The sequence below is a fragment of the Streptomyces sp. HUAS 15-9 genome (assembly GCF_025642155.1).
Classification (GTDB): Bacteria; Actinomycetota; Actinomycetes; order Streptomycetales; family Streptomycetaceae; genus Streptomyces.
In genome coordinates this window covers 5,305,204-5,326,019 of record NZ_CP106798.1, presented here as the reverse complement: position 1 = coordinate 5,326,019, position 20,816 = coordinate 5,305,204, and the positions used below count along the sequence as shown (strand labels likewise).

Below are 20,816 nucleotides of genomic sequence, written 5' to 3'. Positions count from 1 at the left end.
CGGGGAGAGGGGCCGGGAGAGGGCCCGGGGGGCGGGGGCTCAGCCGGCGAACCAGCGCACGGGCTTGGGCGCGAGGTTCTGGTAGACGTGCTTGGCCTCGCGGTACTCGGCGAGCCCTGCGGGTCCCAGCTCGCGGCCCACGCCGCTCTTGCCGAAGCCGCCCCACTCCGCCTGCGGGAGGTAGGGGTGGAAGTCGTTGATCCAGACGGTGCCGTGGCGCAGCCGCGCGGCGACGCGCCGGGCGCGGCCAGCGTCGGCGGTCCAGACGGCTGAGGCGAGGCCGTACTCGGTGTCGTTGGCGAGAGCCACGGCCTCGTCCTCGGTGCGGAAGGTCTCGACGGTGAGGATCGGTCCGAAGACCTCCTCGCGGACGACCCTCATCTCCCGGTGGCACTGGTCGAGGACGGTCGGCTCGTAGAAGTAGCCCGCCTCCGGCCTGGTCGCGGCGGGTTCGGGCCGCTTGCCGCCGGAGCGCAGGACCGCGCCCTCGGCGAGCGCCGAGGCGACGTACGACTCCACCTTGGCGCGCTGCTGCTCGGAGACCAGCGGGCCGCACTCCACGCCCGGCTCGGTGCCCCGGCCGAGGCGTATCCGCCCGGCCCTGCGGGCGAGTTCGGCGACGAAGCGTTCGCGCAGCGGCTCCTCGACGATGAGCCGGGCGCCGGCCGAGCAGACCTGGCCGCTGTGGATGAAGGCGGCGTTGAGGGCCTGGTCGACGGCGGTGTCGAAGCCCTCGTCGGTGGCGCAGGCGTCGGCGAAGACGACGTTGGGGTTCTTGCCGCCGAGTTCGAGGGCGACCTTCTTGACGCTCGGCGCGGCGGCCTGGGCGACCTTGGTGCCACTCACCAGGCCACCGGTGAAGGAGACCAGGTCGACGTCGGGGTGCTCGGCGAGCCGGGCACCGACCGCGTGGCCGGGCCCGGTGACGAGGTTGGCGACTCCGGCGGGCAGCCCGGCCTCGACGAGCAGCTCGATCAGGGCGATCGTCGTCAGCGGGGTGATCTCGCTCGGCTTGATCACAAAGGTGTTCCCGGCGGCGAGCGCCGGGGCGATCTTCCAGCTGGCCTGCAGAAGCGGGTAGTTCCAAGGCGTGATCAGCGCGCAGACGCCGACGGGTTCGTGTACGACGACGCTGTGCACGTCGGCCGAGCCCGCGTCGACGACACGGCCGGGGGCCTCGGCGGCGACGAGGTCGGCGAAGTAGCGGAAGGCGTCGGCGACGCAGTCGATGTCGACCCGGCCCTCTTCGAGGGTCTTGCCCGCGTCGCGGCTCTCCAGCAGACCGAGCTCTTCGCGGTCGCGCAGGAGGAGGTCGGCGACCCGGCGCAGCAGCGCGGCCCGCTCGGCGACGGGCGTACGGGGCCAGTCCCCGGTGTCGAAGGCACGGCGGGCGGCGGCCACCGCGAGCTCCGCGTCCTTCTCGTCGCCCTCGGCGACCACCGCGAAGGGCAGGGCGTCCGCGGGGTCGATGATCTCGCGCGTCGCGCCGGAGACCGCGTCCAGCCACTCTCCTCCCGCGTGGATGGTCGCCGTCGACCGTCGTTCCGTTCTGTCCGCCATGTTCGGTGATGCCTTCCGTTCCTGTTTCGCTCCCCTGTGTCGCATTCGCGTCACTCTCGGGGACGGAGGCCGCCTGCCCCGGCCGCCGGATTGCATGCGCAATCCACGCCCGAAAGTGCGCCACCTCACGGAACGGACGGACAAAACGGGCCAAAAGCAGGCCGACTGAGGGGCTGAGGGCTTCAGTTCACTGCCGGAGCCGGAATCACTGGCCGCACCGGGAGTTCGTCGGGCAGAAGGACGCCACGGCCGCGGCGAGCGGCTCGCGGATCCGGTCGGCGGACAGCTCCTCGGGGCCGCTGGAGCGGATCGCGTAGAGCGTGCCGTCGGCCGCCTGGAAGCGGTGGTCGATGACCTGGCGGGCGCCCTTGTCCTTGTCGTCGTAGCGGTACGACAGCTCGACCCAGGTGTCGCCCGAGGTGCGGTCGCCCGCCTGGTAGCCGGGCTGCTTGGAGTAGCCGTAGGTGGAGTCGTTCTCCGCCAGGTCCAGGGACTCGGCCGGGGTCGACTCCGACAGCTCGAAGATCTGCAGCTGGCGGCCGTCGGACGGCGAGTCGTAGAAGACCACCGCGGCCTTCTCGCCCTGCTTCTGCCGACGGGTCCAGCCGTCGGGCACGTTGAGCGTGTAGCCGACCGGGTCCCGGGCGGTGCGGTAGCCGGCGGCGGGCGGAGAGGCGAGCGTCGAGGCCGACGGGGTTTCCTTCGGGGTCTCCTGCGGGCTCTCGGGGGTCTGTGACGGGAGCGAGGTCTTTGGCGTCGAGGCTCCGGCGGACACGCTCGTGGAAGGGCTCGCCCCTGCTCCGGTGCCGTCGTCGCGGTTGAGGAACCAGACGCCGAGGGCGGATCCCGCGGCGACGACGATGACGGCGAGCACGAGGAGCACAAGGCCGGGGCCGCGCCGCGGGGTGCCGGGCGGGGTGTAGGGGTGGGCCGGGAAGGACGGGGCCCAGGGCTGGGGTTGCTGGGGCTGGTGCGGTGCCTGCGGCTGCGGCGGCATCTGCGGTGCCATGTGGGGCGGCGTGCGGAACGGGGGCGCCGGCGTGCCGACCTGCGTCTCGGCGGACGCCCACGGGGGTGGCGGCGGGGGTGGGGTGTCACCCCGGCGGTCACTGTGACGACGGTCGGCCGCCGCGCGGGCCGCCTCGTCGTCCGGGCGCGGGCCGGCCCACGGGGGCGGCGCCGAGGCCGTACGTGTCTGGGCCGACGCCCACGGGGGCGGCGAGTCCGGCTCGGGCGCGGACCACGCGGCCTGGCCCCTCTCCTCGCTCGGCTCGTGCTCCGGCCCCGAACCCGCGCTGTGGCCGTCCTGACCGCCGCTGTCCCATTCGCTCATCGCGAGCCCCCCGAATCACCGTGCCGCGTACCGCTCTTGACGGTAGCGGCGAAAACGGGCGCGGGCCCCGTTCCGGCAGAAAACCGGAACAGGGCCCGTGCGGGCTCGTGACAGAACTCGTGACAGGGACGGTCTGCCGGTCGGCTCAGATGAGGCCGAGGGAGCGGACCGCCTCGCGCTCCTCCGCGAGCTCCTGGACGGAGGCGTCGATACGGGCGCGGGAGAACTCGTTGATGTCCAGGCCCTGGACGATCTCGTACTTGCCGTCCTTGGTGGTGACCGGGAAGGAGGAGATCAGGCCCTCCGGGACGCCGTAGGAACCGTCCGACGGGATGCCCATGGAGGTCCAGTCGCCCTCGGCCGTGCCGTTGACCCAGGTGTACACGTGGTCGATCGCGGCGTTGGCGGCGGAGGCCGCGGAGGAGGCGCCACGGGCCTCGATGATCGCGGCGCCACGCTTGGCGACGGTGGGGATGAAGTCCTCGGCCAGCCACTTCTCGTCGTTCACGACCTCGGCGGCGTTCTTGCCGGCGACCGAGGCGTGGAAGATGTCGGGGTACTGGGTGGCGGAGTGGTTGCCCCAGATGGTCAGGCGCTTGATGTCGGCGACCGTCGTGCCCGTCTTCTTCGCGAGCTGGGTCAGCGCGCGGTTGTGGTCCAGGCGGGTCATCGCGGTGAAGCGCTCGGCCGGTACGTCCGGGGCTGCGGCCTGGGCGATCAGGGCGTTGGTGTTGGCCGGGTTGCCGACGACCAGGACCTTGATGTCGTCCGCGGCGTGGTCGTTGATGGCCTTGCCCTGCGGCTTGAAGATGCCGCCGTTGGCCTCCAGCAGGTCACCGCGCTCCATGCCCTTGGTGCGCGGGCGGGCGCCCACGAGGAGGGCGACGTTGGCGCCGTCGAAGGCGACGTTCGGGTCGTCGCTGATCTCGATGCCCTGCAGGAGCGGGAACGCGCAGTCGTCCAGCTCCATGGCCGTGCCCTCGGCGGCCTTCAGGGCCGGGGTGATCTCCAGAAGGCGCAGCTTGACCGGCACGTCCGCGCCGAGCAGCTGGCCGGAGGCGATGCGGAAGAGCAGGGCGTAACCGATCTGGCCGGCCGCGCCGGTGACGGTGACGTTCACGGGAGTGCGGGTCATGGCGTTCTCCGTATGACAGCTGGCGGTGGGGCGTCCCTGCCCCTGGGGTACGGGATCCCCGCCCCGGCTTGTGGCCGGGTGCCCGCCGCGATGATCGATCACGGGTATGAATGATCGATCTCTTGGCGTCAAGAGAGATCCAGCGGTCAGGCTATCGCGCCTCCGGCATCCCGCACGGCCGGGTCGGTGTGGCCCGTCCCACAGAGTGACAAAAGGGGGCGGCCGCCCGTCCGGGAGAGGTGAGACGAAGGCGGCCGCCGGTTGGGGGTACCGGTTTCCGGACTCCCGTGGGGGTACGGTTCGCGTGCCCAGGATCCGGCCGGCCATGCATGTCTCACGGGATCGTTTTCCGGCCGTCCCCCGTCCGCCCCTCTGCTCGGTGCACCCCGTCTGCCCCTACTTGGTGCACCCCGTCTGTCCCGACGCCAGCGTGGCGCACGCCTTCACCTCGGCCGCGTCCTTCACGGCCACCATCGGCGTGTACGCGATGGTGTCACCGGGAGTGGTGATGTCACCGCTCTCCTTGACCTTGCCCACGGTGACCCGGACCTGGTCCCCCTGCGTGGCCCCGGTGATCCGCCCCCAGGCCGCACCACAGGTCTTGCTGTAGCGGACCTCGAGAACGGCCGCGCCGACGGCGACGGACCTGGCGGTGGTCACCAGGTCGCCGCTGCACCCCATGCTCTCCGCGTCCTTGCCGGTGCAGCCCGCGCCGCTGCACTTGACCCCGGCGGGCAGGCTGGCGTCGGTGCTGGCGGACGGGGAGGGCGACTTGGGCGAGCCCTCGTTCTTCTTGTCGCCGCCCCTGGTGAAGAAGAAGACGGCGGCCACGACGACGGCCGCGCCGACGACACCCGCGAGGAACATCGTCAGCCGCCGCCTGCCCGCGCTCCCCGCGCCGGTGGGTCCGCCGGGGCGCGGAGCCTGGGGAGGTTCGCCGTACGGGCCCGGAGCCGCCTGGGTCCGGCCGGGGCCGTCCGGGGAGGCCTGCGCCGGAGCCAGCCCCGCGGCCTCGGGCTTCGCCGCCTGGCCGGAGGGCCGACGGCTCGCCTGCGACGGGCCCTCGTACCCGGCGATGCCCCAGGAGTTGGGGCCGCTCGGCGCGGAGGGCTTCTGGGCCTCCTCCCGGGCGTCGGCGTCGGGTGCCGTCGGCTGGGACGGGATCGGCGGGATCGTCGGGGACACGCCCGCCGGTCCCGCGATCCCGGGGCTGACCGTCGCACTGCCGCCCTTACGGGCCGTCTTGTTTCCGTTGGCGCCCGTGGGAGGCCCGCCGAACTCCCCGAGCGCGGCGCGCGCCTGGGAGATCCGGATCGCCTCCATGGTCATGTCGTGGCGGTTCTCCGAACGGCTCCAGGCGCGCTCGGCGAGCTCCCACATGGTCGTCAGGTGAATGGGATTGGTGCCGGTGACCTCGGCCAGCGCCACGATCGCACCCTTGGGCGCGAGCAGCCGGCCGTTGAGATAACGCTCCCAGGACGTCTTGCTGTAGCCCGTGCGGTCGGCCAGCGCCGCGATGCTCAGCCCGCTGCGGTCCACGAGCCGCCGCAGTTGGCTTGCGAACTCCCTGACCTGCGGATCGAGTTCATCCGGCAAGGCTTTCCAACGAGGCATCGTTTCCCCCTCTTTCCCCCCTGTTGGTGCTGTTCTGTTCCGCGCGCCTTCCCCTGTGCCGTGTGCGCGTGGTGTTCTGCGCCGGTCCCCGTTCTGGCTACCCACGGGGATGCGTCTCCTAAGGATCGCAGTTCCCGGGAAGGGGGCGCACGGGAGCAACGGGCCCATTGGGCATGCACCGTTGCACGCCGACCACCGCGCGGTCCACCGGACCGTCCCGATTGGACACGTTAGCCCGATTGTGCGGACTTGGGGCGCTCGGGTCAGCGGCCGGCGACAACAGCCTGCAGCCGGCGGTCAGCCGAAGACCACGGCCCCCACGACCGCGACGAGGAGCAGGACGAGCAGGAGTAACACCGCGGACAGCAGCAGGCGTCCGGCCGGTCGGGGCGGCTGCCGCTCCTCCGGCCGGTCCCACCAGGGAAGCGTCGGATCGTCCTCGTACGCCTCGGCGCCGTCGGGTCCCCCGGAATGCCCGGAGCGCTCGGGTGCCGTCGCCGGGCGGGGCCAGGCCTTGACGGCGAGTTCCCAGCGCACGACGTGCCGTTCGGCGTCCACGCCGGCCAGGCCCGCGACCCGGCACAGCGCCTCGACGGCCTGCCGGGGCGGTGGCTGGACCGCGTTGAGGTAGCGCTGCCAGGAGGACTTGCTGTACGCGGTGCGCGCGCCCAGCGCCACCAGACTGAGGCCGGTGCTGTCCTTGAGGAGCCGCAGATGTTCGACAAAGTGCCGTACTTCCGGCGGGAGTTCGTCCGGCAGCGGCTGCCAGCCGCCCATCGTGCACCTCCCGGCATCCTTCGGCTCATCGGTTCACCCGCTCTGATCCGGTGACGATGACGGGCGCCCCGTCGGTTCCCGTGGCTGTGACCAGGGCCCGGTCACGTAGCGGAACGGTCACCTCCGTGCCACAGCGCACTGACAGGCGTTGAACAGGCCGTTCCCACTGCAGGAGTGTGGGTCGTGGCGGCGGTCCGTCCCCGTTCGGGGGAGGGGGCGGGCCACCGCTGCGGAGCTCCGTTCCCGGGAGCCCGCCCCGAGAACCACCGTGGCCCGCACTCCTCGGGGGAGGTGCGGGCCACGGTCGCGTCGTGAGAGCGTCCTAGCTCTTCAGCGTGAAGTGCAGGATGTCCTTCAGGAACGGGATGTCCCGCTGGACCATCAGCGACAGCATGACGATCGCCAGGCCGAGTACACCGTAGGTGACGACGTCCGTGAAGCGGGAGCGCACGGCGAGCATGCCGACGCTCGGCAGGACCCAGCGCATCACCGCACCGGCCAGCAGGGCGGCGCCGACCAGCAGGGTCCCGTAGCGGAACACGTCGAGCGCGGTCAGCAGCAGGCCGATGGCGACCGTGGACAGCACGACGAGCATCGGCCACTGGCGGGCGGGCGCCGGGGCGTCGCCGGGAGCGGCCCGGCCGCCGCCCTCGGGACGCGCGGTGTCCCGGGTGAACAGCGGGAAGCGGCGCGTGATCCGCCTCGGCCGGCCCTCGGCGTCCGGCGCGCTGATCGCGTCACGGACCGTCGGCTCCGTGTCCGCGGGAGCCTTGGGGGTGCGGTGATCGTCCTCAGCCGGCACTGCGCTCCGCCGCCTCGACCACGTTGACGAGCAGCTGCGCGCGGGTCATCGGACCCACGCCGCCCGGGTTCGGGGAGATCCACCCGGCCACCTTCGCCACGTCCGGGTGGACATCGCCCACGATCTTGCCCTCGGCGCTGCGCGAGACGCCGACGTCGAGGACGGCCGCGCCCGGCTTGACGTCCTCGGGCCGGATCAGATGGGCGGAACCGGCGGCCGCGACGATGATGTCCGCGCGCCTGAGGTGGGCGGAGAGGTCACGGGTGCCGGTGTGGCACTGGGTCACGGTCGCGTTCTCGCTGCGCCGGGTGAGCAGCAGCGGCATCGGGCGGCCGATGGTGACACCGCGGCCGACGACCACGACCTCGGCGCCCTTGATCTCCACGCCGTAGCGGCGCAGCAGGGTCAGCACGCCGTTCGGGGTGCAGGGCAGCGGGGCCGGCTCGTTGAGCACGAGACGGCCGAGGTTCATCGGGTGCAGGCCGTCCGCGTCCTTGTCCGGGTCCATCAGCTCCAGGATCCGGTTCTCGTCGATGCCCTTGGGCAGCGGCAGCTGGACGATGTAGCCGGTGCAGGCCGGGTCCCCGTTCAGCTCGCGTACGACCGCCTCGATCTCCTCCTGCGTGGCCGTGTCCGGCAGCTCGCGCTGGATGGAGGCGATGCCGACCTCCGCGCAGTCGCGGTGCTTGCCGGCGACGTACTTCTGGCTGCCGGGGTCGTCCCCGACCAGGATCGTGCCGAGGCCGGGCGTGACGCCCTTCTCCTTCAGCGCCGCCACGCGGGCGGTCAGATCGGACTTGATCGCGGCTGCGGTGGCCTTGCCATCGAGAATCTGGGCGGTCATGTTCCCATCCTCGCGGATGACGGGCCCCAGGTTCCAATCCGGGTCCGGACCATGGACACCTCATGATCAATGATGTTGCACTTGCACAACATATGGCGAATGCGGCTGGACAAGTAAGAGCCTGCTAAAGAACGATGAGCACACAGTGCCGCGGGCAGTACCGGGGGGACGGACCGCATCTGTAGAACTCTCCTCCACACCGTGGCGCGTGTCGTCCCCGCACCTGAGCAACGGAGGAAAGACCGCCATGAGCTTCGGCGACCCGAACAACCCCTACGGCCCGCCGCCTCAGCAACCGCCGGCCGCGCCGAACTACGGCTACCCCCAGCAGGGTCCGCCGCAGCCCGGCGTCCCGCCGCAGGGCTACGGCTACCCCCAGCAGCCCGCCTACTCCGCCTACCCCGGCGGCAACGCGATGCCGCAGACGATGCCGGGCCTGCTCGTTACGGCGCGGGTGTTCCTGTACATCATCTCCGCGGTGCAGATCCTGGGCGGCCTCGCCTGGCTCTACGTCGCGGCCTTCGTCAACGACGTGTCGGACAAGGCGGACGAGCTGAGCTCCTCATCATCCGACAACCCATTCGGCACGATCGGCGACGGCGGCCACATGGCGGCGGGCCTGATCGTGTTCCTCGCGCTCATCGCCCTGGGCCTGGCAGCGCTGTCCATCACGCTCGGCGTCAAGTTCGGCAAGGGCGCCCAGGGCGTGCGGATCACCACGGTGGTCTACGGCGCGCTCGGCGGGATCGTCGGTCTGATCATGCTCTTCGCCGGCCTGGACTCCGGTCTCGCTTCCGCGGTGATCTTCCCGCTCATCTGGGTCGTCTTCGCGGCCATCATCACCGCGGCCCCGGTCGTCCCCAGCGGCACGGCCTGGTTCTCCCGCCCGCGCTACTGAACCCGCCGCCCGGCAGCGCGGCTCGCGCCGTTCACCGTCGAGGGCCGTGTCCCGCCCGGCAGGGGGGACACGGCCCTCGTGTGTTCAGTGGAGGAGATGCGGTCAGTGGAAGAAGTGGCGCGTGCCCGTGAAGTACATCGTCACGCCTGCCTTCTTCGCGGCCTCCACGACCAGTTCGTCGCGGACCGAACCGCCGGGCTGGGCCACGGCCTTGACGCCGGCCGCGGTGAGGATCTCCAGGCCGTCGGGGAACGGGAAGAACGCGTCGGAGGCGGCGTAGGAGCCCTGGGCGCGCTCGGCACCGGCCCGCTCGACGGCCAGCTTCGCGGAGTCGACCCGGTTGACCTGGCCCATGCCGACGCCGACCGAGGCGCCGTCCTTGGCGAGCAGGATGGCGTTGGACTTGACGGCCCGGCAGGCCTTCCAGGCGAAGGCGAGCTCGGCCAGTTCCCCGGCGGACAGCGCCTCGCCGGTCGCCAGCGTCCAGTTGGCCGGGTCGTCGCCGTCGGCCTGGAGGCGGTCGGTGACCTGGAGGAGGACTCCGCCGTCGATGTGCTTGGCCTCGACCCGGTTGCAGGGACCGTCCGGGGCCTTCAGGACGCGGATGTTCTTCTTCTTGGCGAGGGCCTCCAGGGCCCCCTCCTCGTAGTCGGGCGCGACGATGACCTCGGTGAAGATCTCCGCGACCTGCTCGGCCATCTCCTTCGACACCGGGCGGTTGACCGCGATCACGCCGCCGAACGCGGACAGCGGGTCGCAGGCGTGCGCCTTGCGGTGCGCCTCGGCGACGTCCGCGCCGATCGCGATCCCGCAGGGGTTGGCGTGCTTGATGATCGCGACGCACGGCTCGTCGTGGTCGTACGCGGCACGGCGCGCGGCGTCCGTGTCCGTGTAGTTGTTGTACGACATCTCCTTGCCGTGCAACTGCTCGGCCTCGGCGAGACCGCCGGCCGGGCCGCCGCCGGTGTAGAGGGCGGCGGGCTGGTGCGGGTTCTCGCCGTAGCGCAGGGTGTTCTTGCGCTCGTAGGTGGCACCCAGGAAGTCCGGGAAGGCCGACTCGTCGACGGGGGCGTACGAGGACGCGAACCAGGAGGCGACCGCCACGTCGTACGACGCCGTGTGCTGGAAGGCCTCCGCGGCGAGCCGCTTGCGGGTGGCGAGGTCGAAGCCGCCCTCCTTGACCGCCGCGAGGACGTCGGCGTACCGGGCGGGGCTGGTGACCACGGCCACGGACGGGTGGTTCTTGGCGGCGGCGCGGACCATCGACGGCCCGCCGATGTCGATCTGCTCGACGCACTCGTCGGGCGAGGCGCCGGAGGCGACGGTCTCCCGGAACGGGTAGAGGTTGACGACGACCAGGTCGAACGGCTCGACGCCCAGCTCGGCGAGCTGCTCGCGGTGGCTGTCGAGGCGCAGGTCGGCGAGGATGCCCGCGTGGACCTTCGGGTGCAGGGTCTTGACCCGGCCGTCCAGGCACTCGGGGAAGCCGGTGAGCTCCTCGACCTTGGTGACGGGGACGCCGGCGGCGGCGATACGGGAGGCGGTGGAGCCGGTGGAGACGAGTGCGACACCGGCCTCGTGCAGCCCGCGGGCGAGCTCTTCGAGTCCGGTCTTGTCGTAGACGCTGACGAGCGCGCGGCGGATGGGCCGCTTGGTGCTCTCGGCGGTGGCGGTCACTGGATAACTACCTTTCGTCCCTCAATGCGATAGCCGTTGCGGGCGATCCGCCCCACGACCTCGACGAGCAGCCTTCGCTCGACTTCCTTGATGCGCTCGTGCAGAGCGCTCTCGTCGTCCTCGTCCCGGACCTCCACCACGCCCTGAGCGATGATCGGCCCGGTGTCGACGCCGTCGTCGACGAAGTGGACGGTGCAGCCGGTGACCCTGGCGCCGTACGCGAGCGCGTCCCGTACGCCGTGGGCCCCGGGAAAACTGGGGAGGAGAGCCGGGTGGGTGTTGACGAACCGCCCGCCGAAGCGCGCGAGGAACTCCTTGCCCACGATCTTCATGAACCCGGCGGAGACGACCAGGTCGGGCTCGTAGGCGCTGACGGCCTCGGTGAGCGCGGCGTCCCACTCCTCGCGCGTCCCGTAGTCCCTCACCTTCCGCACGAAGGTCGGCAGCCCGGCCCTCTCGGCCCGCGCCAGCCCCTCGATGCCGTCGCGGTCGGCGCCGACGGCGACGATCTGCGCGCCGTAGGCCTCGCTTCCGGTGCGCGAGATCTCGTCGAGGAGCGCCTGCAGATTGGTGCCGGATCCGGAGACCAGCACGACGAGGCGCTTGGCCACGGGCTTGGCGGCCACGGTGGGGCCCTTTCTCGGGGGAGCGTCTTACGGGGGCCGGGAGCGTACGATCATTTGTGCATTCGTACGAATGCTTCGCGTTCCTGGATACGGGGAAGTCTACGAAGCGGCCGACCGTCAGCAACGATACCGGCACACGGAACGGGCCCCCACGGGACGGGTGCGTGGCCGGAAGGTAGCGTCTGGGAGGGAGCGGGCTCGGGAACGCGGTCGCCGTGCGGCGCGTTCACCCAGTGACAGCTCACGTCAGACGGGTCGTACCAGCCGTATTCATCTAGGGGAAGACGCTCACTTGATGCCGGACCGCAGCCTGCGACTTCTCACGTTCCCCCCGCAGTCGGCGCTGGGAGGGGTGCGTGGCGCCCTGCTGCGCGAGCGGCCGGCCTCGCCCCCCGAGGCACCCTCGGGCCGGGAGAACGGCGAAGGCGACGGGCAGGGCGGCACACCGCAGGACGACAACCCGTTCGCGCCACCGCCGGAGGGCACCCCGGACCGCTTGTGGCAGCCGCGGCGCCCGGCGCCGGGATCCTCCGACGAACACGACTCGCCCTGGGGCAACGAGTGGAGCGACCGCCAGCCGGGCCGCTCCCCCGGCGGTTTCGGCGAGCGCCCCGGAGGCGGTCCCGAGGACCAGGGCGGCGGCCCCGGCCAGGGTCCGGGGCCGGGCATGCGCTGGGACCCCACGGACCCCGCCCAGCGCCGGGCCCGTTACGCCCTCCTGTGCGGCATGTGGGCTTTCTTCTTCGCCCTCTTCAGCTGGCCCTACGTGGCCCTGCTGCTCGGCTCCCTGGCCATCTACTGGGGTGTGAGCGCGCTGCGCGCCAAGCCCCGCACCCCGAACCCGGACACCCCCGCGGCCGAGCAGACCGGCCGCCCCCAGACCACGGCGGCCGCCAGCGGCCTGGTCACGGCGTCCCTGGCGCTCGCCCTGGTCGCGGCGACCTTCACGGCCCAGCTGGTCTACCGCGACTACTACACGTGTGTGAACGACGCCCTCACCAACCAGGCCAAGCAGTCCTGCGACCAGTTGCTGCCGCACGAGCTGCGCGGGCTGCTGGGGACCGGCAAGGGCTGACACCTCCTGGCGCCGGGCCCCTCACGCGCTGTCCGCGTCCGGGGTGTCCGGTTGGGCCGATGCCTCCTTGAGGGCCGCCCAGCGCGCCGCGCGTGCCGTGTCGTCGTGCCAGGAGAGGCTCGGCGGGTCGCCGACCGGCAGGAAGCCGTATGCGGCCTCCGTGTCGTCGACGGGCAGGAAGTCGTACGCGTCCTCCTCGTCGTACGCGCCCTCCGCGTCGTACGCATCCCTCGCGCCGAGCGCGCCCTTCGTGCCGAGCCCGTCCTTCGCGTCGTACACGTCTTCCACGTCCGGCTCGAGCGCGGGAGGCGACACGGGCTGCGTCGGCAGCCTCCCGGCCGAGACGACCGGCACATCCCCCTGCTCCCGGGACCGCAGGCCCCGCAGCCGCCAGGCCCGCAGCCCCAGCACCACCGGAACGGCGACGACCGTGATCCAGGCCGCCGTGGCGAGCCCCGCCTGCCACCACACCGGACCGAACCGGGTGAGCGCGGCGACCCCGAGCGGCCCGCCCGAGAGCTCGGCGAGCGTCGCGAACACGAGCGCGCACGCCCCGGCCGCCAGCACCGCCGCCCCGGCGGTCCGCGCCGCCGACCAGCCCGGCACCCGGCGCCACGCCTTCCCCGTGCCGCCCCCGGCTCCGCCCGCCGCACGGCCACGCGCACCGTGATGCACGCCACCGTCACCCCCGCCACCACCGGCACCACCCCGGCCGCCCAGTTCAGCGGCGTGCCGGCGCCCGCCACCGGCACCGCCGCCAGCAACGGGAACGGCGGCAGCAGCGGCGCGGGATGCGAGGCGAGCGGGTTCACCAGGTGCCCGGTCCCGAGCGCGAAGCCGGGGCCGAGGGCATAGGCCGCCGACCACACCGCCGCGTTGGGAGCCAGGGCCGCGCACAGCAGCAGGACGGCGAACTGCCCCGACCAGCCCTCCGTCAGCTGACCGAAGGACGCGCGCGCCGGCCCGCCGTGCCCCACCAGCGACACCAGGAGCAGCAGCGCCCCGCCGCAGAAGAGCACCACCGTCCCGGCACCGGCGGCCCGCACGGCCGCGACCAGACCCGCCCGGCCGACCGGACCCAGGAGCCGCCGGCGCAGCACCCCCGGCAGCAGCACCAGCGCGCTCAGCAGGGGCTCGCGGGGACGGCCGTACGCCGTCCACACCCCCGCGCCCGCCGCCCCCGTCGCGACGAGCGGCAGGCACACCGCCACCCACCCCCACTGGGGCCGCAGCGCGCCGCCGGAGGTGTACAGCGCGGCGCAGACTCCGACGGCGACATAGCCGAGGACGACGCCCGCCCACGCGGTCCGCGCGTCGATCGGCGGTGGCCCCTCGGGTTCGACGGGCGCGTCCACCACGTCCCGTGCCGCCCGGTACACCAGCAGCACCGGCAGCACCAGGAGCAGCAGCGGGGTGACGCCCAGGGGCGCGGGGGCGCCGGAGAGCGTCTCGACGCGCACCAGCTCGACTCCGTGCGCGAGGAGCCACAGCGCGCCGGCGATGTGCAGGGCGCTGCCCGGCCCGCTGTCGGGGTAGGGCGAGCTGATCCACAGCACCATCACGGGCACGGCGAACGAACCGAGCCCGAGCCCGGCCGCGAGCGCGCCTTCGAGGACGCTCGCGCCCAGTCCCGGGGACCGGTCGCGCAGCCGGGTGAGCAGGGGTGACAACGACAGTCGGCGGGCGGTCATCTGGCGAGCGGTCATCCGGGGCACGACCGCCATGCTCCCAACGACACGCGCTTTTCCGGCGTAACGGGCGAACGCCCGAAGTGTCGCTCAATATATGTTTATGTACTTTTTCGTACGAAGGGGCGAACCGTGACACAGAGTCCCGAGAGCCCGCTGCCACCGCCCAAGGAACGCCGACGCCTGCGCGAGTCCCGGTCGCTGACGCAGGTTCAGGTCGCCGAGCGGATCGGCGTCAGCCGCGCGACCGTACGCGCGTGGGAGACCGGCCGTACCACCCCGAAGGCAGAGAGACGGGAGGCGTACGCCCAACTGCTGGCGTCACTCGCGGCGGGCGCGGCGGACGCCGTGGATGACACCGCGCCCCAGCCCGTGATCCCCGCACCGGCCGCCCCCTCCCTGACGCCCGCACAGGCATTCGACGCCCTGTACGAGTTCTGCGCCCCCGCCCTGGTACGCCAGACGTACCTGCTCACCGGGCGGCGCGAGCTGGCCCGGGAGTCCGTGGAGCGCGCCTTCCAACGCGCCTGGCAGCAATGGCCGCAGGTGGCCCAGGACCGCGATCCGGCGGGCTGGGTGCGGGCGACGGCGTACGAGTACGCCCTCTCCCCCTGGCACTCCTTCCGCCCGCGCTACCGGCACCCCGAACCACCGCCCGCCGACGCCGCCGACCGCACCTTGCTGCGCGCGCTCCTGAAACTCCCGCCGTCGTACCGCCGCACGCTCCTGCTCTACGACGGCGTCGGCCTCAACCTGCCGGAGACGGCGGCGGAGACGGAGGCGAGCACACCGGCGGCGGCGAACCGGCTCACCCACGCGCGCGCCGCGCTGGCCGAGCACCTTCCCGAACTGTCGGACCCCGTCGCGCTCCACCGGCGGCTGGCCGAACTCGCCTCCACGGAACGGCTGCGGGCGCCACAGCCGACGACGGTACGGACCGTCGGCGAACAAAGGACCCGGTTCTGGACCCGGGCCGCCATCGCCTTCACGGTCGCCATCATCGGCGCGACCTCACTCACGCTGCGCACCGCGCCGACCCGGTACGAGGCACCGATCGCCCCGGCACAGGCGGTTCGCGGGGTTCCGCCGAAGGCCGCGCTGGGTCCGCTGTCCGGCGCCGAGCTGAAGCTGCGGGCGAAGCTGCGGTCGGCGGCGGCGCGCGGACCGGAGAGGGTGCTGCCACTGCCCCGGTGAGCCCGTGCGCACCCGGCACGCGGAAGGGCCCGCACCCCCTGTGAGGGTGCGGGCCCTTCCAGCTGTGATCCGCGGTGTCAGCCGTGACAGCTGTTCAGCCGTCTCAGCTGTTCAGCGGTGTCAGCCGTTCAGGATCTCGCGGGCGAGCTTCGCCGTCTCGGTCGGCGTCTTGCCGACCTTGACGCCGGCGGCCTCGAGGGCCTCCTTCTTCGCCTGGGCGGTGCCGGACGAACCGGAGACGATGGCGCCGGCGTGGCCCATGGTCTTGCCCTCGGGGGCGGTGAAGCCCGCGACGTAGCCGACGACCGGCTTGGTCACGTTCTCCTTGATGAAGGCCGCGGCCCGCTCCTCGGCGTCGCCGCCGATCTCGCCGATCATGACGATCAGGTCGGTGTCGGGGTCGTCCTGGAAGGCGGCCAGGGCGTCGATGTGCGTGGTGCCGATGATCGGGTCGCCACCGATGCCGACGGCCGTCGAGAAGCCGATGTCACGGAGCTCGTACATCATCTGGTACGTCAGCGTGCCGGACTTCGAGACCAGGCCGATGCGGCCCGGCTTGGTGATGTCGCCCGGGATGATGCCGACGTTCGACTGACCCGGGGTGATGATGCCGGGGCAGTTCGGGCCGATGATGCGGGTCTTGTTGCCCTTCTTGCCGGCGTACGCCCAGAAGGACGCCGTGTCGTGCACGGCGATGCCCTCGGTGATCACGACGGCCAGCGGGATCTCGGCGTCGATGGCCTCGACGACCGCGTCCTTGGTGAACTTCTCCGGCACGAAGATGACGGAGACGTTGGCGCCGGTCTTCTCGATGGCCTCGGCGACCGTGCCGAACACGGGTACCTCGGTGCCGTCGAAGTCGACGGTCTGACCCGCCTTGCGCGGGTTCACGCCGCCCACGACGTGGGTGCCGTCGCCCAGCATGAGCTTGGTGTGCTTCATGCCCGTGGCGCCGGTCATGCCCTGGACGATGACCTTGCTGTCCTTGTTGAGCCAGATAGCCATGGTGTGTTGGTGTCCTCGTCCTGAGTGCTTACTTGGCGGCGTGGGCCAGCTCGGCGGCCTTGTCCGCCGCGCCGTCCATGGTGTCGACGCGCCGCACCAGCGGGTGGTTGGCGTCCGTGAGGATCTGCCGGCCCAGCTCGGCGTTGTTGCCGTCGAGGCGGACGACGAGCGGCTTGGTGACCTCTTCGCCCCGGTCCTCGAGGAGCTTCAGGGCCTGCACGATGCCGTTGGCGACCTCGTCACAGGCGGTGATGCCGCCGAAGACGTTGACGAAGACCGACTTGACGTCCGGGTCGCCGAGGATGATCTCCAGGCCGTTCGCCATGACCTGGGCGGAGGCGCCACCGCCGATGTCCAGGAAGTTGGCGGGCTTGACGCCACCGTGGTTCTCACCGGCGTAGGCGACGACGTCCAGGGTGCTCATCACGAGACCCGCGCCGTTGCCGATGATGCCGACCTCACCGTCGAGCTTGACGTAGTTGAGGTTCTTCTCCTTGGCGGCGGCCTCCAGCGGGTTGGCCGCGGCCTTGTCGTGCAGCTCGTCCCAGTCGTGGCGGAACTCGGCGTTGTCGTCGAGCGACACCTTGCCGTCCAGGGCGATGACCTCACCGGAGGCGACCTTCGCGAGCGGGTTGACCTCGACGAGGAGGGCGTCCGACTTGATGAAGGTGTCCCACAGCGTGACGAGGACGTTCGCGACCTTGTCTGCGACCTCGGCCGGGAACTTGGCGGCCGCGACGATCTCGCGGGCCTTGGCCTCGTCCACACCGTCGATCGGGTCGATCGCGGTCTTGGCGACGGCCTCCGGACGGGTGGCCGCCACCTCCTCGATCTCCATGCCGCCCTCGACGGAGGCGATGGAGAGGAAGGTGCGGTTGGCACGGTCGAGGAGGAAGGAGACGTAGTACTCCTCGAGGATCTCCGGAGCGGTCTCCGCGATCATGACCTTGTGGACCGTGTGGCCCTTGATGTCCATGCCGAGGATGTCCGTCGCGCGGGCGACGGCCTCGTCCGCGGAGGCGGCCAGCTTGACGCCACCGGCCTTGCCACGACCACCGACCTTCACCTGCGCCTTGACGACCGACTTGCCGCCCAGCCGCTCAGTGATCGCGCGCGCCGCCTCAGGCGTGTCGATGACTTCACCGGCCAGCACCGGTACATCGTGCTTGGCGAAGAGGTCCCTCGCCTGGTACTCGAACAGGTCCACGCGCTTCCGTCCCTATCAGTGATCTCGCGGTTCGTTGGATGCGTGGGCGTGCCGCGAAGGGCAACGTGACGTCCGCATGTGTCACTAGGGGGGCGCACACGGTGTCCGAGCGCGCGGCATGTCCGTCTCGCAGGTTATCTCTGCTTGCGTAAGGCCTCTAAATCGCGGGTCACACGTGAGCGGTGATACCTGTCACATGATGCCGGGATTGCTGGCACGGCGTGCCGAAACGGCGAGGCCTCACCGGGCTGGGGTTGACCCGGTGAGGCCTCTGGAGCGGCCCGGAAGGGCCCGGGGCGGCTGATCCCCACCCCAATGGGGACCGACCGACCCCATCCGTGAGGTGTCGGCCGGACGCGCCGATGGCATTCGGCCGTCCGATACCTCCCTCCCCACGGAGCCGGTCGGAACGGGGCGCCTCAGATGCCCTGGGTGCGCCCGTCGTGCATGTTGTGCGGGTTGTGCAGGGTGTTCATGTACCCCGTGTGCCGGACCTGAGACGGGGCCACGGAATCGGCGACACCCGCCGTGCCGTTCACGGCGTGCCCGGCGAGCGGGGCGGCGGCATGGACAGTGCCGCCGGCCAGGTCCTGCGCGAAGGGCGCGACCTGCTGGGCGACACCCTGAGCGAACGGATCGGCCTCACCGGCGACACCGTGCGCGAACGGGGCGACCTCGCCCGTCACGCCGTACGCCAGCGTCGTGGTGCTGCCCGCGACCGGCTGCGCCGTCCGGGTGACGGTGTCGACGACGGGCCGCGCGGCACCGGTCACCCCGTACGCGAACGGCGGGGCCTCCTGGGCCACGCCCTGCGCGAAGGGGGCCACCTGCCCGGTCACACCGTGCGCGAGCGGCGGTACGGCGCCGACGACGCCGTCCGCGAAGGGGTGGACGTCGCCCACGACTCCGTACGCGAGCGACTGGGCGTCCACCACCGCCTGCCCGGCGACCGGCACGACCCCGTGCACGGCGGTACCGGCGACGGGCGGCAGCACGGCCTGCGTACCGTCCTGGGCGACCACACCGGTGGCGTACGGCGGCACGTCGGCGACAACCCCGCCGACGACCGGCCGCACCTCCGCCACGGCACCCGCGGCGACACCCCGCACGCCGTTGACGGCGCCCCCGGCGACGGGCGTCACCCCGTGCACGGCATCGGTGACCACCGGCGTCACGCCGTTCACCGCGCCCGTGGCCACGCCCTGCACGCCCGTGACCGCGCCCCCGGCGACCGGCTGGACGCCCTGGACGGCATGCCCGGCGACCGGGACGGCTCCGTGCACGGCACCGGCGGCGACCGGCGGGACGGCCTCGGCGGCCGCCTCGTACGCGACCGGGGTGACCGTGCCGGGCACGGCCGTCACGGTGCCGGTGAGGTGCGCGGGCACGTTGGACACGGAGGCCTGGGCGGCGGCCGTGGCGTCGGCGGCCCGGCCCTGGACGCCGGCGAGCGCGCCCTGGCCCGTGCGGCCCGCGGCGGCGACCGTCCGCTCGGCCTTCGTCCGTACGGCGCCATCGACGCCCTGGACCTGGCCGCGGGCGGCCGCCTGGGTGGCCTGGAGCTTGGTCTGGGCGGCGGCCAGGGCCTCCTCCACCTCGGGGGCGAAGGAGGAGAGCGGGCCGAACAGGTAGTCGATCTCGTCGTGCGGGGAGGACGCGTGGGAGACGGTGGCGGTCGCCTCCGCACTCGCCTCTGCGGCCACGTGGTGGGTCAGGTGAGTCGCGGCCTGCGCGGCACGGGCGGCACGTGCGCCGTTGATGGCCTGGCCGCCCCTGACCTTGGCGGCGGCCGGGACCTTGGCCTCCACGTAGCGGCGGGCCTGGTCGGCGGTGGCGGCCGTCTTGCTGCGGGTGTCGGACACGGTGGACTTCGCCTTGGCGGTGGTGTTCGCGGTCGTGTTCTGGGCCGTCGTGGTCACGCCGTCGGTGACACCGGTGACCGTGTCCTGCACGTCGGACACGACACCGTCGGCCGTGCCGGTGAGGCCGGACGTCGTGTCGGAGACGGACAGGGACGAGGCGGGCAGCTCGTCGGCGCTGGCCACGGTCGAGCCGAGCGCCCACGCGCCGGTCACTCCGGCGGCTATGACGATGGAACGGCGGATGTTCTTGTTCATGCGTGCGTCAGATCCTTAAGGGATTCCCGGACGTCACAGCCGCAGGGGCTGCGAGGACGTCGGAAGTGCGACTGGGACTTGGGCCGTCCGGAGCTCGGAGGGGTGTCCGGACGGTCGGGCAGACCTGTTCCGCCCCCGCGCGACAGGTCCACGGCGGGCAGGTGGCCGTGGTGTCCTAGCCGGGGAAGACGGGAATGTCCCGGTGCCTGTCCCGGGTCCCGGCCGCGTCGACGCGCGCGGCGGCACCGGGCGCGAGCCGCAAGGGCGCCCGGTCGTTCAGGGTGACGGCGTTTGCGTCACCGTGCCTCGGGGAGCCGTTGTCGACCGCCGACCTGCCCGGCGCGCCACCCTGGTCGCCGGTCGGCGCGGGGCTGCTCGGGGCGGTGCCGGGGGCCGCGGCACGACGGCCGTCGGCGTGCACCACGGAACGTGGTGCGGGGGTGGCGGCGCTGAGGTCCGGACCGTACGCGCCGCTCCTCACGGGCTTCGGCGTACGGGCCGTTGTGCCCCGGACGTCCTCACCAGAGACGGCCGCCGGCCGAGCCGCGCCGTCATGCGTCGTCCCGGGTGCCGAGGTGACCGGCGCCGGCAGCAACCGGCCGGGCAGCTCGGACATTCCGGGGAGCCCGGGCAGCGAGGGCGACGCGGGCAGCGCCGGCAGTTTGCCGCGTACCGTGCCCAGTTGCCGCGTCACGGCCCCGACCAGGTCCCCGACCGGCCGCGTGGCCCGACGGGTCACGGACGCGACCGCGCCCTGGTCCACCGTGGGCACGGCGGCCGCCACTCGGCGACCGGTGTGCTCGACCGAAGCGGTGACCGGGGTGGTGACCGAGGCGGCAACTGCCCCGACGACACTCTTCGTCGCCGCCTTCCACGGAGCGGCCTGTGCTGCGTCCGTCACGTCCGTCACCACCGACGACACGGGCGCGACCGACGCGGTGGAGGCGGCCGAGGTGACGGAGGCTGCCGAAGTACCCGGCGGTGTCCCTTCCGCGGCGTGCGCCCGCTCCCCGCAGAGGAGTCCGAGCGCGAACAGACCGGCCATCAGCAGCCCCAGTTGCAGGGCACGTCGTCCCGCCGCCGTGCGCAACACGCGCACGCCGGTGACGGGCTGGACTGCTGGTGAGGTCAAGAGGGGACGGGTCCTCCCGTGCGGCGGAACACGTGACGAGTTGGCACATCGCGGGCGAGCCCGATCCTCGCACGGCACGCCCGAGGTTGCGCAAGCCCCCCGTTACCGATGGGTACTCATGTCCCTTTTCCC

Annotated in this window: 17 protein-coding genes and 1 pseudogene; 3 read left to right on the top strand and 15 right to left on the bottom strand. The window is 72.4% G+C overall.

The features are described 5' to 3' along the window. Nucleotides 1–39: 39 nt before the first annotated feature. From N8I87_RS24660 to N8I87_RS24630, 7 genes are all read right to left on the bottom strand, one after another. Complete coding sequence (locus N8I87_RS24660) at nucleotides 40–1,560, bottom strand: aldehyde dehydrogenase family protein (RefSeq protein WP_263211814.1); 1,521 nt, start codon at nucleotides 1,558–1,560, stop codon at nucleotides 40–42. A gap of 205 nt (nucleotides 1,561–1,765) precedes the next feature. Beyond that, the gene (locus N8I87_RS24655; RefSeq protein ID WP_263211812.1) at nucleotides 1,766–2,893 is read right to left on the bottom strand and encodes a serine/threonine kinase C-terminal domain-containing protein; all 1,128 of its coding nucleotides are present in this window, start codon (nucleotides 2,891–2,893) and stop codon (nucleotides 1,766–1,768) included. A 145-nt stretch (nucleotides 2,894–3,038) separates the two neighbouring features. Then, the gene (locus N8I87_RS24650) at nucleotides 3,039–4,028 is read right to left on the bottom strand and encodes a malate dehydrogenase (RefSeq protein ID WP_263211810.1); all 990 of its coding nucleotides are present in this window, start codon (nucleotides 4,026–4,028) and stop codon (nucleotides 3,039–3,041) included. A 396-nt stretch (nucleotides 4,029–4,424) separates the two neighbouring features. Then, the gene (locus N8I87_RS24645) at nucleotides 4,425–5,642 is read right to left on the bottom strand and encodes a helix-turn-helix domain-containing protein (protein ID WP_263211808.1); all 1,218 of its coding nucleotides are present in this window, start codon (nucleotides 5,640–5,642) and stop codon (nucleotides 4,425–4,427) included. A 297-nt stretch (nucleotides 5,643–5,939) separates the two neighbouring features. Then, complete coding sequence (locus N8I87_RS24640) at nucleotides 5,940–6,419, bottom strand: helix-turn-helix domain-containing protein (RefSeq protein ID WP_263211807.1); 480 nt, start codon at nucleotides 6,417–6,419, stop codon at nucleotides 5,940–5,942. 322 nt (nucleotides 6,420–6,741) lie between these two features. Then, nucleotides 6,742–7,221: a DUF3017 domain-containing protein gene (locus N8I87_RS24635; protein ID WP_263211805.1), complete on the bottom strand. Its 480-nt coding sequence runs from the start codon at nucleotides 7,219–7,221 to the stop codon at nucleotides 6,742–6,744. Further along, the gene (locus N8I87_RS24630; RefSeq protein ID WP_263211803.1) at nucleotides 7,211–8,065 is read right to left on the bottom strand and encodes a bifunctional methylenetetrahydrofolate dehydrogenase/methenyltetrahydrofolate cyclohydrolase; all 855 of its coding nucleotides are present in this window, start codon (nucleotides 8,063–8,065) and stop codon (nucleotides 7,211–7,213) included. The genes N8I87_RS24635 and N8I87_RS24630 overlap by 11 nt, the downstream gene beginning before the upstream one ends. 247 nt (nucleotides 8,066–8,312) lie before the next feature. On the opposite strand from N8I87_RS24630, the gene N8I87_RS24625 reads away from it, so the two are divergent. Further along, on the top strand, nucleotides 8,313–8,963 hold the full coding sequence (locus N8I87_RS24625) for a hypothetical protein (RefSeq protein ID WP_263211801.1): 651 nt from the start codon (nucleotides 8,313–8,315) through the stop codon (nucleotides 8,961–8,963). A 102-nt stretch (nucleotides 8,964–9,065) separates the two neighbouring features. Here N8I87_RS24625 and purH read toward each other — a convergent pair whose 3' ends face one another. Both purH and purN read right to left on the bottom strand, forming a co-directional pair. Further along, nucleotides 9,066–10,640: a bifunctional phosphoribosylaminoimidazolecarboxamide formyltransferase/IMP cyclohydrolase gene (purH, locus tag N8I87_RS24620; RefSeq protein ID WP_263211799.1), complete on the bottom strand. Its 1,575-nt coding sequence runs from the start codon at nucleotides 10,638–10,640 to the stop codon at nucleotides 9,066–9,068. After that, nucleotides 10,637–11,266, bottom strand: a complete 630-nt coding sequence (gene purN, locus N8I87_RS24615) for a phosphoribosylglycinamide formyltransferase (RefSeq protein WP_263211797.1) — start codon at nucleotides 11,264–11,266, stop codon at nucleotides 10,637–10,639. Before purN ends, purH begins: the two co-directional genes overlap by 4 nt. A gap of 295 nt (nucleotides 11,267–11,561) precedes the next feature. Between purN and N8I87_RS24610 the strand changes: the two genes are divergently transcribed. After that, nucleotides 11,562–12,341, top strand: a complete 780-nt coding sequence (locus N8I87_RS24610) for a hypothetical protein (protein WP_263211796.1) — start codon at nucleotides 11,562–11,564, stop codon at nucleotides 12,339–12,341. 21 nt (nucleotides 12,342–12,362) lie between these two features. Here the strand turns inward: N8I87_RS24610 and N8I87_RS44765 are convergent, their stop codons facing one another. Next, nucleotides 12,363–13,016 (bottom strand): cell division protein PerM, encoded by a 654-nt coding sequence (locus N8I87_RS44765; RefSeq protein WP_317633574.1) that lies wholly within the window; start codon nucleotides 13,014–13,016, stop codon nucleotides 12,363–12,365. Nucleotides 13,017–13,045: 29 nt separating this feature from the next. Next, nucleotides 13,046–13,900 (bottom strand): annotated as a pseudogene (locus tag N8I87_RS44760) (cell division protein PerM); the annotation flags it as partial. Nucleotides 13,901–14,161: 261 nt separating this feature from the next. Between N8I87_RS44760 and N8I87_RS24600 the strand changes: the two are divergent. Continuing rightward, on the top strand, nucleotides 14,162–15,223 hold the full coding sequence (locus tag N8I87_RS24600; RefSeq protein ID WP_263211794.1) for a helix-turn-helix domain-containing protein: 1,062 nt from the start codon (nucleotides 14,162–14,164) through the stop codon (nucleotides 15,221–15,223). 120 nt (nucleotides 15,224–15,343) lie between these two features. Here the strand turns inward: N8I87_RS24600 and sucD are convergent, their stop codons facing one another. From sucD to N8I87_RS24580, 4 genes are all read right to left on the bottom strand, one after another. After that, nucleotides 15,344–16,228 (bottom strand): succinate--CoA ligase subunit alpha, encoded by an 885-nt coding sequence (gene sucD / locus N8I87_RS24595; RefSeq protein ID WP_263211792.1) that lies wholly within the window; start codon nucleotides 16,226–16,228, stop codon nucleotides 15,344–15,346. 28 nt (nucleotides 16,229–16,256) lie between these two features. Further along, nucleotides 16,257–17,435, bottom strand: coding sequence for an ADP-forming succinate--CoA ligase subunit beta (gene sucC, locus N8I87_RS24590; RefSeq protein ID WP_263211790.1), 1,179 nt, complete (start codon nucleotides 17,433–17,435; stop codon nucleotides 16,257–16,259). A gap of 419 nt (nucleotides 17,436–17,854) precedes the next feature. Next, nucleotides 17,855–19,552, bottom strand: a complete 1,698-nt coding sequence (locus N8I87_RS24585) for a hypothetical protein (RefSeq protein WP_263211789.1) — start codon at nucleotides 19,550–19,552, stop codon at nucleotides 17,855–17,857. A gap of 175 nt (nucleotides 19,553–19,727) precedes the next feature. Beyond that, nucleotides 19,728–20,684, bottom strand: a complete 957-nt coding sequence (locus N8I87_RS24580; protein WP_263211787.1) for a hypothetical protein — start codon at nucleotides 20,682–20,684, stop codon at nucleotides 19,728–19,730. Between the last annotated feature and the right edge of the window lie 132 nt (nucleotides 20,685–20,816).